The organism is Haloarchaeobius ordinarius, from assembly GCF_051801355.1.
GTDB lineage: Archaea > Halobacteriota > Halobacteria > Halobacteriales > Natrialbaceae > Haloarchaeobius.
The window spans coordinates 1,474,008-1,490,559 of record NZ_CP196560.1; the positions used below are offsets into that span (position 1 = coordinate 1,474,008).

16 protein-coding genes and 1 tRNA gene are annotated in these 16,552 nt (G+C 60.6%); 12 read left to right on the forward strand and 5 right to left on the reverse strand.

The features are described 5' to 3' along the window. Positions 1–60: 60 nt before the first annotated feature. Positions 61–1,095: a hypothetical protein gene (locus tag ACSC1R_RS07710; RefSeq protein WP_439028481.1), complete on the reverse strand. Its 1,035-nt coding sequence runs from the start codon at positions 1,093–1,095 to the stop codon at positions 61–63. A 215-nt stretch (positions 1,096–1,310) separates the two neighbouring features. Between ACSC1R_RS07710 and ACSC1R_RS07715 the strand changes: the two genes are divergently transcribed. Together ACSC1R_RS07715 and ACSC1R_RS07720 are read left to right on the forward strand one after the other, a co-directional pair. Beyond that, positions 1,311–3,497: an elongation factor EF-2 gene (locus ACSC1R_RS07715; protein WP_439028482.1), complete on the forward strand. Its 2,187-nt coding sequence runs from the start codon at positions 1,311–1,313 to the stop codon at positions 3,495–3,497. Positions 3,498–3,615: 118 nt separating this feature from the next. Continuing rightward, positions 3,616–3,972, forward strand: coding sequence for a hypothetical protein (locus tag ACSC1R_RS07720; protein WP_439028483.1), 357 nt, complete (start codon positions 3,616–3,618; stop codon positions 3,970–3,972). A gap of 18 nt (positions 3,973–3,990) precedes the next feature. Here ACSC1R_RS07720 and ACSC1R_RS07725 read toward each other — a convergent pair whose 3' ends face one another. Beyond that, a complete protein-coding gene (locus ACSC1R_RS07725) occupies positions 3,991–4,209 on the reverse strand; it encodes a hypothetical protein (RefSeq protein WP_439028484.1) in 219 nt (72 codons plus the stop codon). A gap of 156 nt (positions 4,210–4,365) precedes the next feature. On the opposite strand from ACSC1R_RS07725, the gene ACSC1R_RS07730 reads away from it, so the two are divergent. The 8 genes from ACSC1R_RS07730 to ACSC1R_RS07765 all read left to right on the forward strand — a co-directional run bounded on the left by ACSC1R_RS07730 (position 4,366) and on the right by ACSC1R_RS07765 (position 11,777). Next, positions 4,366–4,899, forward strand: coding sequence for an amino acid-binding protein (locus ACSC1R_RS07730; protein ID WP_439028485.1), 534 nt, complete (start codon positions 4,366–4,368; stop codon positions 4,897–4,899). Next, a complete protein-coding gene (locus ACSC1R_RS07735) occupies positions 4,896–5,843 on the forward strand; it encodes a homoserine dehydrogenase (protein ID WP_439028486.1) in 948 nt (315 codons plus the stop codon). The genes ACSC1R_RS07730 and ACSC1R_RS07735 overlap by 4 nt, the downstream gene beginning before the upstream one ends. A gap of 132 nt (positions 5,844–5,975) precedes the next feature. Next, positions 5,976–7,241, forward strand: coding sequence for a translation elongation factor EF-1 subunit alpha (gene tuf / locus ACSC1R_RS07740; RefSeq protein WP_439028487.1), 1,266 nt, complete (start codon positions 5,976–5,978; stop codon positions 7,239–7,241). Between the two features lie 3 nt (positions 7,242–7,244). After that, on the forward strand, positions 7,245–7,553 hold the full coding sequence (rpsJ, locus tag ACSC1R_RS07745) for a 30S ribosomal protein S10 (RefSeq protein WP_439028488.1): 309 nt from the start codon (positions 7,245–7,247) through the stop codon (positions 7,551–7,553). 128 nt (positions 7,554–7,681) lie between these two features. After that, on the forward strand, positions 7,682–8,329 hold the full coding sequence (locus tag ACSC1R_RS07750; RefSeq protein ID WP_439028489.1) for a rhomboid family intramembrane serine protease: 648 nt from the start codon (positions 7,682–7,684) through the stop codon (positions 8,327–8,329). Between the two features lie 34 nt (positions 8,330–8,363). Beyond that, positions 8,364–8,435, forward strand: a tRNA-Ala gene (locus ACSC1R_RS07755). 410 nt (positions 8,436–8,845) lie between these two features. After that, positions 8,846–10,633, forward strand: a complete 1,788-nt coding sequence (locus ACSC1R_RS07760; protein ID WP_439028490.1) for a DUF7845 domain-containing protein — start codon at positions 8,846–8,848, stop codon at positions 10,631–10,633. 358 nt (positions 10,634–10,991) lie between these two features. After that, positions 10,992–11,777 carry a hypothetical protein gene (locus ACSC1R_RS07765; RefSeq protein ID WP_439028491.1) on the forward strand — a complete coding sequence of 262 codons (786 nt, stop codon included), beginning with the start codon at positions 10,992–10,994 and terminating at the stop codon, positions 11,775–11,777. A gap of 74 nt (positions 11,778–11,851) precedes the next feature. Here the strand turns inward: ACSC1R_RS07765 and ACSC1R_RS07770 are convergent, their stop codons facing one another. Continuing rightward, positions 11,852–12,109 (reverse strand): DUF7692 domain-containing protein, encoded by a 258-nt coding sequence (locus tag ACSC1R_RS07770; protein ID WP_439028492.1) that lies wholly within the window; start codon positions 12,107–12,109, stop codon positions 11,852–11,854. Between the two features lie 356 nt (positions 12,110–12,465). On the opposite strand from ACSC1R_RS07770, the gene ACSC1R_RS07775 reads away from it, so the two are divergent. Continuing rightward, positions 12,466–13,854, forward strand: a complete 1,389-nt coding sequence (locus ACSC1R_RS07775) for a pentapeptide repeat-containing protein (protein WP_439028493.1) — start codon at positions 12,466–12,468, stop codon at positions 13,852–13,854. A 589-nt stretch (positions 13,855–14,443) separates the two neighbouring features. On the opposite strand, the gene ACSC1R_RS07780 is transcribed toward ACSC1R_RS07775, so the two are convergent. Both ACSC1R_RS07780 and ACSC1R_RS07785 read right to left on the reverse strand, forming a co-directional pair. Then, positions 14,444–14,722: a hypothetical protein gene (locus ACSC1R_RS07780; RefSeq protein ID WP_439028494.1), complete on the reverse strand. Its 279-nt coding sequence runs from the start codon at positions 14,720–14,722 to the stop codon at positions 14,444–14,446. A gap of 5 nt (positions 14,723–14,727) precedes the next feature. Next, positions 14,728–14,997, reverse strand: coding sequence for a helix-turn-helix domain-containing protein (locus tag ACSC1R_RS07785; RefSeq protein ID WP_439028495.1), 270 nt, complete (start codon positions 14,995–14,997; stop codon positions 14,728–14,730). Positions 14,998–15,323: 326 nt separating this feature from the next. Between ACSC1R_RS07785 and ACSC1R_RS07790 the strand changes: the two genes are divergently transcribed. Continuing rightward, positions 15,324–16,349: a tyrosine-type recombinase/integrase gene (locus ACSC1R_RS07790; RefSeq protein ID WP_439028496.1), complete on the forward strand. Its 1,026-nt coding sequence runs from the start codon at positions 15,324–15,326 to the stop codon at positions 16,347–16,349. Positions 16,350–16,552 lie beyond the last annotated feature (203 nt).

Sequence of the window (16,552 nt, forward strand, 5' to 3'; positions counted from 1 at the left end):
GATACCTGCCGGTCGGGGGCCAGCCGACCACGAGGAGTATGGGTAGCGACGGCCCCGGACTCAGAACCCACTCCCTCGCAGCGAGAGCGACCCGCGCCACCAGCGGTCCTCGAACGAAAAGCGGGCACCAGTCAGCGACGAGTACTGACCGGGGTTCTCCGGGAGGTAGGGAGTCATCCCGAGTCGGTCGGCCAGTTGGGCTAACCCATCGGACAGCTGGCCCGACTCGCTGTGGACGCCACCGATACCGTTCCCGGTCACGCCGCGGAGAATGTCCACAGCTCCGGAGTCGAGGCCGGCGCGGTCGAAGGTAGCGTCGACGACGGTCGATTCGACGTGAGCCTCCAGTTCCGCACGTGAACCTGCGACTGCTTCGATGCCGAACGTGTACCGTGTCAGGTCGACTGGGCCACGCTCGGCACGCGGGACGAGGTACTGGTCACCTCGCCGGAAGTAATCGAAGGGGGCCGACGGCACGAGGTCGCTCGCCTCGGGGTCCATCTCGTGGTGAAAATCGGGGCCGCGACCCTGCAGTGGGTCGTCGTCCACGTCGTAGAACGAGCCGTGACCTGTCACCGCCTCGCGAGCACGCCGGACGAGTAACTGGTCGGTTTCGGAGAGCGACGACGGGGCTTCGGTGACGACCGTCTCACCACTGTCCGGTTCCTCGTCTACGAGGTCGAGGTAGAACACCCAGCGGTCTTCGGTGAACTCGGCCCGGTCGGTCTCCTCGAGTGAGTAGTAGGTGCCGTCGTCCACGATGAACTTCGGTTCGGGGCGGGTCGTCGTCCCGAACTCCCGGTCGTATGCGAGTTGCCACTGGACGGCCTCGGCGGTGCCCTGTTCGAGGAGCGTCTCGACGACCGACCGCTTGTACTCGGGAGAGTAGTCGATGGCCTGCTGTGCGTGGATTTCCGTCGGGTCCGTTTCGACGAACCCTTCGGTCAGCGCGGCCAGCGAGTCGGCAGCGTGGGACACCGTGAACGTGTACCTGGTCCCGCCGAAACCACCGAGACAGCCGGTAACGCCGACAGCTCCTGCACTCGCGGCGAGTCGGGCGAGGAACCGTCGTCGGGGGACCATGTTCGTCTCCATGGCTGGACTGTCACCGCCGGGGGTAAATGTTTTGTTCGTCGATACGAGCCCGGTGTCGACGGTCTCACGCCGGTTTCGACGCCCGAGATACGCGGTTACTGTGTGCATCATTGACTCACCAAGCCGTTCCGAGGGGCCTGAAAACGGCCGTTTCACGGTGTCACGGCGAATCGAAAACAGCATACTTTTACCGGCTTCGTCGGTACGCAACACCAATGGGTAGACGAAAGAAGATCGTCGAACAGTGCGAACGGCTGATGGACAAGCCGGAGCAGATCCGGAACATCGCCATCGCCGCGCACGTCGACCACGGAAAGACGACACTCACAGACAACCTGCTCGCCGGGACGGGTATGATCGCCGACGAAGGTGAGGCGACCAAGCTCATGATGGACACGGAAGAGGACGAGCAGGAACGTGGGATCACCATCGACGCGGCGAACGTGTCGATGACCCACGAGGTAGACGGTAACAACCACCTCATCAACCTCATCGACACGCCGGGCCACGTCGACTTCGGTGGCGACGTGACGCGTGCGATGCGTGCGGTCGACGGCGCACTCGTCGTCGTGGACGCAGTCGAGGGTGCCATGCCGCAGACGGAGACCGTCGTTCGGCAGGCCCTCCGTGAGGGTGTGAAGCCGGCCCTGTTCATCAACAAGGTCGACCGCCTCATCTCGGAGCTGCAGGAAGGCCCCGAGGAGATGCAGCAGCGTCTCCAGAAGGTCATCGGGAACGTCAACGAGCTCATCCGCGGGATGACCGAGGACATGGACGACGTCGACGACTGGACCGTCTCCGTGCAGGACGGTACCGTCGCGTTCGGGTCCGCCCTGTACATGTGGGGCGTCTCGGTCAACTCCATGCAGCGCACCGGTCTCGACTTCGGCGACATCATCGAACTGGAGCGCGCCGACAAGCGCCGCGAACTCCACGAGAAGACGCCGCTCTCGAACGTCGTACTCGACATGGTCGTCGAGCACTTCCCGGACCCCATCGAGGCGCAGCCCCGCCGTATCCCGCGCATCTGGCGCGGTGACGACGACCTCGACGTCGCCGAGCAGATGCGTCTGGTCGACGACGACGGCGAAGTCGTCTTCATGTGTACCGACATCCACATGGACCCCCACGCCGGTGAGGTCGCGACCGGTCGTGTCTTCTCTGGCACCATGGAGAAGGGTCAGGACCTGTACGTCTCCGGGACCGCAGGCACGAACCGCCTGCAGTCCGTCGGGCTGTTCATGGGTGGCGAACGTGAGGAAGTGGACCACGTCCCCGCGGGTAACATCGCAGCCGTCACCGGCCTGAAGGACGCCATCGCTGGGTCCACCGTCTCCTCCATCGAGATGACGCCGTTCGAGTCCATCGAACACATCTCGGAGCCGGTCATCACGAAGTCCGTCGAGGCGAAGAACATGGACGACCTGCCGAAGCTCATCGAAACGCTCCGTCAGGTGTCCAAGGAGGACCCGACCATCCAGATTACCATCAACGAGGACACGGGCGAGCACCTCATCTCCGGGCAGGGCGAGCTCCACCTCGAGGTCATCACCCAGCGCATCGAGCGCAACCAGGGCATCCCGGTCATCACCGGTGAGCCCATCGTCGTCTACCGCGAGGCACCGCGCGCGGAGACCGGCGAGGTCGAGGGTATCTCTCCGAACCGCCACAACCGGTTCTACATGACCCTCGAACCGATGAGCGAGGAGATCATCGAGACCATCCGCATGGGCGAGGCCTCGATGGACATGCCCGAACTGGAGCGCCGTGAGGTCCTCCAGGAGGCCGGCATGGACAAGGACACGTCCCAGAACGTCGAGCACATCTTCGGGACGAACATCCTCATCGACGACACGAAGGGTATCCAGCACCTCAACGAGACGATGGAACTCGTCATCGAGGGGCTCGAGGAGGCCCTCGAGGACGGTCCGCTGGCTGCCGAGCCCGTCCAGGGCGCGATGCTGCGCCTGAAGGACGCACGGCTCCACGAGGACACCATCCACCGTGGCCCGGCCCAGGTCATCCCGGCAGTCCGGGAGGCCGTCCACCGCGCGCTCATCCACTCGGGTGTCGCGCTGATGGAGCCGATGCAGAACGTCCGCATCGACGTGCCGAACGAGCACATGGGTGCCGCTTCCGGTGAGATTCAGGGCCGCCGTGGCCGCGTCGACGACATGTACCAGGAGGGTGACCTCATGGTCGTCGAGGGTATCGCGCCCGTCGACGAGATGATCGGCTTCTCCTCCGACATCCGCAGTGCGACCGAAGGTCGCGCGTCGTGGAACACGGAGAACGCCGGCTTCGAGTTCATGTCCGACAGTCTCCAGGAAGAGAAGATCATGGAGATCCGCGAGCGCAAGGGTATGAAGCTCGAGCTGCCCGAAGGCGCAGACTACCTGTAACCCGGTCTCCTCTCTTTCGTTTTCGCCTCCACTGAGCGACAGGTTTGTCGGGAATCCTGACTGTAAGATTCGTTATCAGGAAGATTTATTCTATGGTGGGTTACATACGGAATGTAACGTGCCTGCAGGCTGTCCTCACTGCGGTCGTCGACTGCTCCCGGTCGGCGTCCACACGACGGTCATCTCGCCGCCCAGAGCGGCGTCTGTCGGTGGCAGTGGCGACGGGAGTGCCTCGTCCGACGACGGCGGCGAAGGTGACGACAGCGACGGCACAGCCGAGCGCGAGGAACTGTGCCGGCAAGTGGTCGACCTCACAGAACGCACGGTCGTCGTCAGAGCGGTCGCGCTCTATCAGGACGACCCCGAACCCGTGGTCGCGGATTGGTGTCCAGACGAGTCGTGTGCTGGCCAGCAAGAGGCGAGAGAAGCGGTCTCGGCACACCTCGACCGGTTGGCCGAGACGTACCGCGAGTGAGTTCCGCTTCTCGGGGTTTCAGAACGGCAGGTAGCGGTCGTACAGGTCGTCGATACGCTCGTTGATTCGCGTGCCGTCCTGTGAGCCCCAGGGATAGCGCGAGAAGTAGAACCCACAGGCGACGATGACGGCGACCGTCGTGGCGACCCGGGGGGCGACGTAACTGCCGACCAGCAGGACGACGAGCGCGAGCGCACCCGCGAGGAAGACGTCGAACAGTTGGCGTGCGATGGACATACTGAGGGCTTCGTCTGGCAGGGCAAGAAGCCTCCGGGGGGAGTCAGTCACCGAAGGTGAGGAGAGTTTTGCGAGTGGCTGAAGGCTTATATCGCTCAGGAGGGTCAGACCTACGTATGGACCGACGACGCGCCGCGTTCCTCGCGGGTGATTTCGATGGCGACTGACGTCTCCGAGACGCGGCGAGCGTACACAGTCCGGCTGGAGCTCGTCGACGAACCGGGTGAACTGTTGCGGGCACTGCGTCCCATCGCGGACAACGGCGGAAACCTGCTGTCTATCTACCACGAACGCGGGAACCTGACACCGCGGGGGAACATCCCCGTCGAGGTCGACCTGGAGTGCACGCCGAGTCGTTTCGATGACGTCGTACGAGGGCTCCGGGACGCCGGCGTCACCGTGACGCAGGCCGGTGCCGACCAGTACACCGAGCAGGTGAGCGTCCTGCTCGTCGGCCACCTCGTCGAGACGGACCTCTCGGACACCCTGGAGACCATCGAGGAGTGCAGCGGAGCATCCGTCATCGACTTCGCGCTCGACGCGCCGGCGGGGACCGACGACGTGTCGAGTGCGCGGGCACAGCTCGCGGTCGAGCCGGGCCAGACCCAGGAGGCGCTCGCGGTCGTCCGTGACGTCGCCGAAAAGAAGGACCTGCGTGTCGTCGAACCGCTCGTGGAGGGTGACCGATGAGAGTCGCGATTCTCGGCGCGGGCGCGGTCGGCCGTTCGGTGGCACGGCTCGCGGGCGAGCACGGGCACACGGTGACCGGACTGGCGGACTCGAGCTCCGGGGTGGCGAACCCCGAGGGCATCGACGTGGACGCGATACTCAGCCGGAAGTCGGCCCGGGGGCACGTCGGCTCTGCGGACCCAGACGTGGTACTCGACGGCGAGTACGACGTGCTCGTCGAGGCGACGCCGACCACGCTCGGTGACGCCGAGCCCGCCTTCTCGCACGTGCGCACCGCGCTCGAACGCGACAGGCACGTCGTACTGGCCAACAAGGGTCCCGTGGCGGAGCGCTACGCGGACGTGCGGGCACTCGAAGCCGAGAGCGAGGGCGAGGTGCTGTTCGAGGCGACCGTCGCCGGTGCCATCCCGGTGCTCGGCACCGTGGCTGACTACGGTCCCTCGCAGGTGACCGCGGTCCGTGGTGTGCTCAACGGCACCGCGAACTTCATCCTCTCGCGGATGGCTGCCGAGGGACTGGACTACGAACACGTCCTCGCGGAGGCCCAGGACCTCGGCGTCGCCGAAGCCGACCCGGCGTTCGACGTGGAGGGGACCGACGCTGCGCTGAAGTGCGTCATCCTCTCGAACGTGCTCGCCGAGGGCGAGACCGAGTACACGCTGGACGACGCAGACGTCGACGGCATCGTCGACATCCCGCCGAGTGCGCTCCAGCTCGCACAGGCGGACGGTCGAACCGTCAGACTCGTCGGGGAGGCGACGCCCTCGGGCATCCGTGTCGGGCCGCGTCTCGTCCCGACCGACAGCCCGCTCGCGGTGACCGGGACCGAGAACATCGTCCAGCTCGAGACGACGTACGCGGGCACGCTCGCGCTTCGCGGCCGCGGGGCCGGTGGCGACCCGACCGCGAGCGCAGTACTGGCGGACATCGCACGCCTCTCCTGAGCCCTCTTTGGTGTGTGTTCGCACGCCAAACCGCAAGACGGCGTCGGGGTGTCGTGAGGTCCGTATCGAAATGGTTTTAACCGTTTCTGCCGAAAGATTCCCACACAGCGCCTCTGCGCGTGAGATACAACAATGAGCGACAAACCGCACCAGAACCTGGCCGTCATCGGCCACGTCGACCACGGTAAGAGCACACTGGTCGGGCGACTCCTCTTCGAGACGGGGAGCGTGCCCGAGCACGTCATCGAGCAGTACCGCGAAGAAGCAGAAGAGAAGGGCAAGGGTGGCTTCGAGTTCGCCTACGTCATGGACAACCTCGCCGAGGAGCGCGAGCGCGGTGTAACCATCGACATCGCCCACCAGGAGTTCGACACCGACGAGTACTACTTCACCATCGTCGACTGTCCGGGTCACCGTGACTTCGTCAAGAACATGATCACGGGCGCGTCCCAGGCAGACAACGCCGTCCTCGTCGTCGCCGCAGACGACGGTGTCGCACCCCAGACCCGTGAGCACGTCTTCCTGGCCCGCACGCTGGGTATCGACGAGCTCATCATCGGCGTGAACAAGATGGACGTCGTCGACTACGACGAGGCCAAGTACAAGGAGGTCAAGGCCGAGGTCCAGAAGCTCCTCAAGCAGGTCAACTTCCGCTCCGAGGACGCGACCTTCATCCCGATCTCCGCGTTCGAAGGCGACAACATCGCCGAGCGCTCCGACAACACCTCCTGGTACGACGGCGACATCCTCCTCGAGGCCCTCAACAACCTCCCGGAGCCCCAGGAGCCGACGGACGCGCCCCTGCGCCTCCCGATCCAGGACGTCTACACCATCTCCGGCATCGGTACGGTCCCGGTCGGCCGTGTCGAGACGGGTATGCTGAACATCGGCGAGAACGTCTCGTTCCAGCCGTCTGACGTCGGTGGCGAGGTCAAGACCATCGAGATGCACCACGAGGAAGTCCCGGAGGCTGGCCCCGGTGACAACGTCGGGTTCAACGTCCGTGGCATCGGCAAGGACGACATCCGCCGCGGTGACGTCTGTGGCCCCGCCGACGACCCGCCGACGGTCGCCGAGACCTTCCAGGCCCAGATCGTCGTCATGCAGCACCCCTCGGTCATCACGGCAGGCTACACGCCGGTCTTCCACGCCCACACGGCACAGGTCGCGTGTACCATCGAATCCATCGACAAGAAGATGGACCCCACCTCGGGCGAGGTCGCCGAGGAGAACCCGGACTTCATCCAGTCCGGCGACTCCGCGGTCGTCACCGTCCGTCCGCAGAAGCCGCTCAGCATCGAGCCGGCCGGCGAGATTCCGGAACTCGGCTCCTTCGCAGTTCGTGACATGGGCCAGACCATCGCGGCTGGCAAGGTCATGTCCGTCAACGAGAAGTAAACAATGCAGCAGGCACGCGTCCGGCTCGCGGGAACGAGCCCCGACGACCTCGACAGCATCTGTGACGACGTTCGCGAAATCGCGAGCAAAACGGGTGTGAACCTGTCGGGCCCCATCCCGCTGCCGACCAAGACGCTCGAGATCCCGACCCGCAAGTCACCCGACGGTGAGGGTACTGCGACGTGGGAACACTGGGAGATGCGCGTCCACAAGCGCCTCATCGACCTCGACGCCGACGAGCGCGCACTTCGCCAGCTCATGCGGATCCAGGTCCCGAACGACGTCAGCATCGAGATCGTCCTCGAGGACTGACCCGAGGGCCGAACGACGGCTCCGCCGTCGCTCTCTCGCGCAGTTCCGTCGTCCGCCACCTCGGCCGCGAATTTTACTCTCTTTCATGACACCCGAATGTTTAGTAGCGACAGCGCCCGAGTTCACGTATGTCCCGCCGCTCCGGGAGTCCCACTATCGAAACGTTCGTCCTCTTCGGACTCGTCTTCGCGTTCCAGACGGCCGTCAGCCTCTTTCAGGCGCTCGTGGGGTTCGCAGGCGTCTACGACTTCCTGTTCGTCCTCCACTCGCCGCTCAGCCGGCCCTGGACGCTCGTCACGAGCGTGTACGCCCACGCGGGCCTGATGCACCTGCTCTCGAACGCCATCGCGCTCGCCCTCGTCGGCTTCGCCCTCGAACGGAAGACCACGCGGTTCCGGTACCACACCTTCTTCGTGGTGAGCGGCGCACTCGCCGGGCTCGCACAGGTCCTGCTGAGCGGCTTCGCCGCCGCTATCGGCCTCGGCCGCCCCACCGCCGTCCTCGGCGCGAGTGGGGCCGTCTTCGCCCTCTACGGCTACGTGCTCGGCGGCAACCGACTCACCGACGGCCTGCTCGCTCGCTTCGACCTCCCCGAGTGGGTCGAACTCGCCGCGTTCGTGGTCGTCGCCGCCTTCGTCACCTGGGCGACCGGCGCCCCCGGCGTCGCCCTCGTCGCTCACTTCGCAGGCTTCCTCATCGGGGTGGCTGCAGGGAGGATGCGACTCCTCGCTACGTCACAACGTTCCACGTACGGCAGCGGAAACAAAAGCTACTAATACGGCCCAGGGGCAAGGTTTGGTTGCGTTCCGCGGGCTCGTAGATCAGGGGTAGATCGCTTCCTTCGCAAGGAAGAGGCCTCGGGTTCAAATCCCGACGAGTCCATCCAAATTTTACTCGGTCGTTACTTCTCGGAAAGCGGCTGCTCTGTCCTTCTCGGGGACGTTCTCGGTCGATTCACTGCTCGGTACCTCTGGTTCTGCGAGGAGAGTTCAACACAATTCTCGTCGCACCTCTACGCCGTCTGGGACTGAGTGTAGGGAAACAGGGGCGGTCGGCGTGAGTGCTGACGGCCTCTTCGGTATCTCCGCCGAGGAGCTTCGAATCCGCGAGCGGGCCCGCCCGAAGCCGCGCACCTCGCGAGAGTTCCGGTGTCAGGAGTGCCGTGCCCGCTGTACGCGCCTGCTCGAAAAGGGAGAAGCCGGACACCACACATGGTGCTCTCGGCGATTGGAGCGCACCGGAGCCGAGCGCGTCGCGCCGACCCTGGAAGAACTCGGAGAGGGAGAGCAGTCGTGACGTTTCAGGAGTACGTCCGCCCGCAGTGCCACGAGTTCGACGTGCATCTGCACTTCACGCGGTACGCGCTGAAGCCGTACTACGCCCTGGACTCGGTTCGGAAGGACCACCCCGGCTGGCAGACTTCGGGGAAGCCGACCGCGACCTTTGGCCTCGACGGCGACACCTGGGCGGCCTGCTTCGACTACCAGCACCAGCCCATCATCCCGCCGGACCCGGCAGTTGTGCCGAGCTACAGCCTCGAAACTGCGCCGCTGTTCCGGGTGCACTTCGTCGCGAAGGACAGCCTCTACGACGACGAGCGCGCCGACCAGTCGAAGCGGATTCGTGGCGGCACCATCACAGTTCGCCCGCGCTGGCCCGATATGAAGAACAAGGACGAGGAGACAGGGCGAGTGTCGAGAGTCCGGGGCTACATGGACATCGGTCAGCCATACATCGACGTCCAGGTGCAAGGCTCGAACATCGATTTCGACCTGTACCTCGAGCTGGTCCAAGAGGCGATGGCCGCCTTCGGCATCCACCGCAAGTACTTCGCGGACCCTGCCAGAACCTCGAACATCAACGACGCCGCGGTCTACGTGCGCCCAAGGCGCTCTGTCTCCGGTTCGGTGTACGCGGCTGATGGGCCTATCGAGCGGATTCACCAGCTACTCGAATCCGACCGGTCGGGTGTCCGACGGCACCATGCGGACCACCGGAAGATTCCGGGGTATCACGTCGCGACGACCATCGACGCGCCGCGAGCACGCCAGCTGGTCAAGGGTCATAGCCTGGGGAAAGAGATCAAGCACTACTACCCGGAGCACCCGGAGAACCGGGAACCGGACGAACCCCTGTATCACCCGAAGGTCGAAGTCTCGCTTCAGGCCAACGTCTCCATGTCGACGGTGTGGTGGGAGAAGCGCGAGGACCGCCCGAACGACCCAGACAGGTCGGACCTGCGGCGCGAACTCGAAGAGGTGCTGCTGAACGTGCTCGACTGGTCGGGCCTGTCGGTCGGGCCGAACGGCGAGGGTGGGACGTACTTCTCGGACGCCTACTTCAAGCGGTACGAGTCGAAGAAGGCCAGTCGGAAGTCTGTGCAGTGTCCCCTGCCGAAAATCGAGAACCAGCAGGAAGCGCGCGTCATCCAGCAGTGGCGGAACCTCACGGGGTCCGACGCGGCAGTCATCGACCACCTGCTGACAGACGGCGGTGTGGTGTCTCCGTCGGACGTAGCGGATTCGTCGGGGTACTGCTACCGGACGATTCGCGAGGCGCTGCACCGCCTGGAAGACTTGGTGAAGTGGAGCTACGGGCGCATCGAGTTCGCGAGCGACTACCAGAAACAGCTACTCCTCGACCGCGTTCGTGCCCAGAAGGAGAACTTCGAGCAGACGGTGAACGCGACGGTTGCCGAGGTCGCCGACCGAGAGCGCGCTGCCGAGCGTAGCGCGTGGGCACAGTGGCGTCGTCAGTACAACGTGACGGTCCAAGAGGCGGACACGCACTATCAGACGTGGCGCATCGAGTACGCCGCCAGCGACGAGCAGGAGGCCCGCAGAATCCTTCAGTCAGGCCGCACCGCGTTCAAGGCTGAAACCGGTCGGCACAGCACGACCGGGATTCACGTCGTTATCGAGATCGACGGTCGCCGCGAAGTCGTCACCGACCTGGCGGGCTTCGCTTCGAGCACTGGGATTCGTGGTGTGCTCCAGAAGTACGGCAAGGAGTTCGACCGCGTTCGCGACGAGCTGGCCGAGTACTACGGCGGCACCGACGCCGACAGCGACCCCCGGTAGCGGGGTTCTGCTGAGTGGCAACACTGTTCTGCGTCCTCTTTTCCGGTCGATTCTGCCCGTTTCGGCCCCTTCTGAGCCATGACCATGACCCCGGCGCGGTTGGCCGGGGCGCAGACCGCCGCGCCCCGGCCACCCGAACCGGAACCCGGAGTTCCGGTTTCCCGTTAGAGCGTGTGGCTAAGGCGCACCTGTTGAAAGTACACAGCCGCCCTTGTGGCGGCGCACGCGAATTGCACCCCCTTGGGGTGCGCGCGAAAAATTTCTATATTTATTCAAAAATCTGAAAACTGATAAGGGAGGCGTTTACCTGTAGTGTATGGTCAAACGGTTACGTGGTCTTGTAGGACGATTGCGGGGTGTGTCTTCTCTCTATAATCGGGCTTTCTGGAGATGGGTATTTGGAGCATTTGCAGTCTCGATTATTCTTGTTGTTGGCTATTTTTTCCCAGACTCATTTTCATGGATGGAAGAGAATATAACTAAGATAAATGTAATTGGGAACCTCGTCCTGACTGGGTTATTGGTTTATCTCTATGACCAACAGAGGAAGTTATTGAGTTTGAACCAAACTGCAAGAGTTGAACCGATTAGATACTCCTCAGACGGTGATGAGCTTGAAGTAGAATTGTCAAACTTTGGTGATGGGGCGGCCCATGATTTGGAATTAATTACTCTGATACGATTCCCTCCTTCGAGATGGTCGGCTTTGGAGATCTCTTCAGGGATTGCGGAAACACAGCTATACAGGTCTGATGGTAGCCCAGGATTAGGTAATTCTCTTCAAGGCGGTCAAGAAGGGGTCCAATTCAAAGCTGAACCAGTAACAGCTGTGTCTGAGGGTAATTGGCGAATGAATCGACTTCTGCTTGGCTTAGCGTTGGAAAGGTTGAAAAGTTCAAAAGCAGAATCTGCATCGCTACACTTCTCTGTTCGATATGCAGACGCTCTGGGTAACCAAAACATTGAACAGTTTTTACATTTGGAAGCGGATCTGGAAGAGTTACCGTCATTGGATATTGATTTTGAGGACTTTCACGAAAACGCCGAGAACCTCGCAGAAAAACCGGATAATGAAGTCGTTTTACCTGAGGTTTGGGCCGACTTGAGTTTCGACCTTGGGAGAGATGAGTTACGACAGTGGTAGGTTAACAATTGTTCCAGTAGGTCACGGTGAGAACCAGTCCCCGAATGTGAACTCAAATACTCGGAGGGGGGTCTTCACGGATTCTTATCACTGACTACCTCCGATGAGATTTCGAAGGAAACCGCACGAGTCGACAAAGTTTCAGCAATCTCCTGACGCTGCTTTCTGGTAAGATCGTCGCGGTCGAGCACCTGGCGGGCAGCGGCGACGAGCTGAGGAACGTCCTCGCAGGCGGAGACGATGGCCCTGGTCTTGTTGCAGTCGTAGAAATCTGCGGCCTGCTCGATAGCGTCGGTTCGGTAGGCGTATTTCCCATCGGTTCGGATTCGCATGGTCGTACACACGACCCCCGGTATCCTAGTTTTTTCGAGCTACTGGACGCCCCATTTCACCCCGATTCGGTGGGGTCCCGGTGGTGATCGGGCTGCGGTCATGGGTCATCGAGGAGATCGAGGCCACCAAGTGCACACGGGATTTCGAGGGTCGTGTGCATATTCGGGAAACGGGTTCTCGCGACGTGCGACCCCTGGGGAATGCGCACTAAAACATTTGAACTTCCTCAGATGCTACCAAAGAACTCGATTTTTGGATAGTTGGGACATCAACCAAAATTCTCATTAGCTGTCAGCAATAGTAACTGGCTATGACTTGCTCGTATATCTACTCTTCAGAAGAGTATATTGAAGAGGTGGATTCTGAAGACTTTCTGCGTTGGTCGTTGTTCAACGACCCGTCCACATGGGAGTGTCCTTATGAGGACGCTGAGGGCGATTACTGCTTGTTCCATATGGACCCTGATGAACGCGACAAGGCAGGCATCTCTGATCAAGATGTTATGGATAAGTTCTCGGAGATTGTGTCAAACCCGAATATGGAGAATAACTTCACTGGATCAAAATTCGGAGAATTTACTCCCTCTGAAACGACTCTTGACCACTTGAAAGAAGATGGAGTTAACTTCTTTTTATCGGAATTTCATGGGCCTGTCGATGTTTCGGGGGCAATAATTTGGGGGATGTCGATGGTCTATTGCACGTTCTTCGACAGTGTAGAGTTCTCAGAATTGGAATTGACAGGCCATACTATATTTAGATTCTCTGAAATCCATGGAGAATTTGGGATAAAAAGGTGTGACGTTACTGGGTATATCGACTTACTTGGAGTTTCTTTTGACAATTCAGTTAGGGTTTCTGGGGAGTTCGAAAATCACGTGACTCTGAAAGAGTCCACATTTAACGGTCCTGTCAGACTCCGAGGGGCTACTTTTCGAGGTAATCTATCTATGGAAGATGTACATTTTGAAGACCATCTCGATATGGTTTGGCTCACCTGTGAGGGCGGGTTAAACATCGTTCCACGATCTACCTCAGGAGATGTAAAAGTGAATTTGGGCGCATCGAATGTCTCAGGAGGGAATTTACATATCCCCACACCAGACTCGGTTCACTATAATCTCAATCTTGCCGAGATCGGACGAGTCAGAATTACATCTGGAGAAGAGGTTGTGAACACGCTTGAACACTTCTTATTTCGAATGACGACTTTCAATAATTTCGACTTCCAGCTGCACCGCAGCCTATTCATTGAAGCAGACTGGAATCTCCATGAAACGAGTCTTAGATCTTCTGACTTCCGACCGATTATGGGGACTGCAACGATGACGGAAGACGGACTTGTGGAGGACAATTCTTTGGATAAGTTGCCATTTTTGGGCTTAGAATCAACGTATCTGAAAGCAAAATCTGGAGCTAATCTCGTAGGCGATCAAAAAGCGGCCTCAAAGTTCTTTTTTAAAGAAATGTATTTTCGAAGGTTTGAGCACGTGTCCAACTTTTTATCTTCAAATGGATTAGGAGAACGGTTGTCTTATCTATTATATTGGGTTGTCAATCTATGTTTTGAAGTGTTTGCAGGCTATGGTGAAAAGCCTCACAGAGTACTGCTCACGTATGGGATCACAATCTTAGTCATTGTGCCCCTCTTCGACTCCATGATTCCGAAGGGCGTTTCTGGGGTCATCCATTCATTCTTTGTAGCATTATTCGTGTTCTCTCTCACCAGATCTGTAGAGAGATAGCTTCTGGATAGGAAATCAAAAATTCTGTTGAGCCTCGCGCGCCAATATATATCGACTCCTCTCGCCTGAGCAACCGCCGGTCATGGCTGCCGTCGGCCTGGTCGAAGACCAGGGCGAACGGCGTATGACCCAGTAGTGCGGGGGAGGGTGTTGCAACTGCAACACGCACGCACGCCCACGCTGTCTTGCGAAAATCTCTAACGCCCTGTTGCACTTCGCTCCGGCTGTTCCCGTCTCTCGACTCCTACCGAACCCGAACCAGCAAGCAGAGCACCCCAGACCGCCACTCTCGCCAGTTGCCACCGTGCAACTTCCTTTCGGGTGGCATACTCTCGCACGACCTACCGACTCGTCTACACTTTCACCCGGACACTCGATAGCGATTCCAGGGAAGAAGCCCCCACGGTCACAGAACCAGAGAATACGGGCCTGAAACGTCCACTTTCACTTTCACCGCGTGTATAAGGATTTCCGCTATAACCCTCTCGTCCATCGGTTTCAGATGAGATGAGTAGCGAAGTCGTAGCTGACGACAAGATGCATCGGTGGCGCGGGACGCGCCTTGGTAGGAACAGAAGACGACGGGTGGTTACATCTCGTCTACGAGCTGGTCGAGGTCGAGACTGTCGAGTAGATTCTCGGCGTCAGACTCGATTCTCTCTACCTCTTCGTCGTCCAGATAGCCGCGGTCCATCCACGTTTCGCGAAGGTGCTCGAAGTCGGCGTAGTGTTCACCACAGAGTGGCACTCTCCAACCGTGGATCGCGACCGAGAGGCCGCGCTCTTCTCGGAGGTAGTCAGACCAGTCGATGGGGAGTTTCTCGGGCAGTGCTTCGGTCGAGCCGCACCGGGCGCATTCGTAGTTCATGGAATCTACTCGTGGGTTTCGAGGTCGAAGTCTTCAGGGTCAGCCTCTTCGAGGAACTTCCGGCCCTCGTCGGTGATCCACCAGGCGCGGCCCTGTCCAACCTTCTTCGTTTCGAGCAGGCCGCGTTCGCTGAGGCTTTTGAGTCGTCGGTAGGTCCCAGTTTGGCCGATAGGCAGCTCGTCAGTCACTTCACTTGCCGACAGAACGTGCTCGCCACTCGATGTGAAGATAGAGAGAATTTCGAAATCGGAGACCGTTGGCTTTCTGCCACCCATCAATACGTCTCACGTTCCCAACCCCAGAACTATAATCTACCTAACAATAAGCAATATGCGATGATTAAGCACAGCGCAATGATTAATACCCCACGGGTAACATCACTGTGTAACGGAAGCTCTACGCGGACTCGTCACTCGCCGATGGGTCCATCTCAGAAAGCAAGCGGACCCGGTGTAAGGGCACCGGCCCGCGCGGGCTTCCGTATCTACGGTACGGAAACCATGTACGCAAACGACGAAACGGGGCTTAAAACCCCATACGAATCAGTAGTACCGACTGTCTGTACGCATCTTCCCCCGGCAGTTTCTTGCGGGGTGGCTCGATGAGCGGCGATTTGGAGCCGCTGTCGCCCGAGGAGGGTGTCGAGCTGTATCTGAACGTTCGGGAAGGGAACGTGAGCGAACAGACGCTTGCGAACCATAGGTACCGCCTGAAGCCGTTCCTCGAATTCTGTGAGGAGCAGGAGATCGAGAACCTGAACGACCTGACTGGGCGGCACCTGTACCAGTTCTACAACCGCCGGAAGGGTGTGGTCAAGGCGGTCACGCTGAAGAACCACCTCGCAACGCTCCGGGTTGCGCTCGACCACTGGGCGGACGTGGATGGCGTCGAAGATGGGCTACGCGAGTCCGTCCCGATGCCGAACATCGGTATCGGTGAGGACGTGCGTGACGACGTGCTGCGCGCCGAGCGCGCGAACGAAGTGCTCGACTATCTCGGCACCTTCCGGTACGCGAGTCGAGACCATGTGATGTTCCTCATTCTCTGGGAGACGGGGATGCGGATGGGTGCACTGTACTCGCTCGATGTGACGGACTACGACGAGAGCGAGCCGTGCCTGTGCCTCCGTCATCGTCCCGACCAGGACACGCCGCTGAAGAACGAGGAACGCGGCGAGCGAGACGTTGCTATCGCGCCCGAGGTCGCGGCGGTGATTGATGACTATCTGGTCCACTCCCGCCACGATGGGACCGACGACTACGGCCGGGAGCCGTTCTTCACGTCGGCCCACGGCGGCCGCCTGAGCAAGACGAGCATCCGCGAAACGGTCTATCGGGTGACGCGTCCCTGCGTGATGGCCGAGTGTCCCCATGACCGTGACCCGAAAGACTGCGAAGCGATGCAGTCGCAGAAGTCGGCGAGCAAGTGCCCGTCCTCGACGAGCGCCCACCCGATTCGCCGTGGCGCAATCACCGAAGCTCTGGCTGACGGGGTTCCTGTCGAGGTAACGAGCGACCGCATGGACGTATCGCCCGAAGTGCTCGACAAGCATTACGATACGCGGACCGAGCGGGAGAGGATGGAGGTTCGCCGCCGCATCATGCGGGAGGTGCGTAACAATGTCTGAGGGCGATATGGCCTCTATAGCGGTCGCACTGACCGAACCCCGACGAGTCCATTTCCTTCGTTCACTACGTTCACCCAGTGGATAGGCTCGTCGTCTCCGGGAGTGAACACCGCGAGTCGTGCGTACCCACGACCGAGAGTCAGGTACGACGCGAAACGTCCCGTTCTATCGTCGTTTACTCATCTTCGAACTGAGATGAAAGC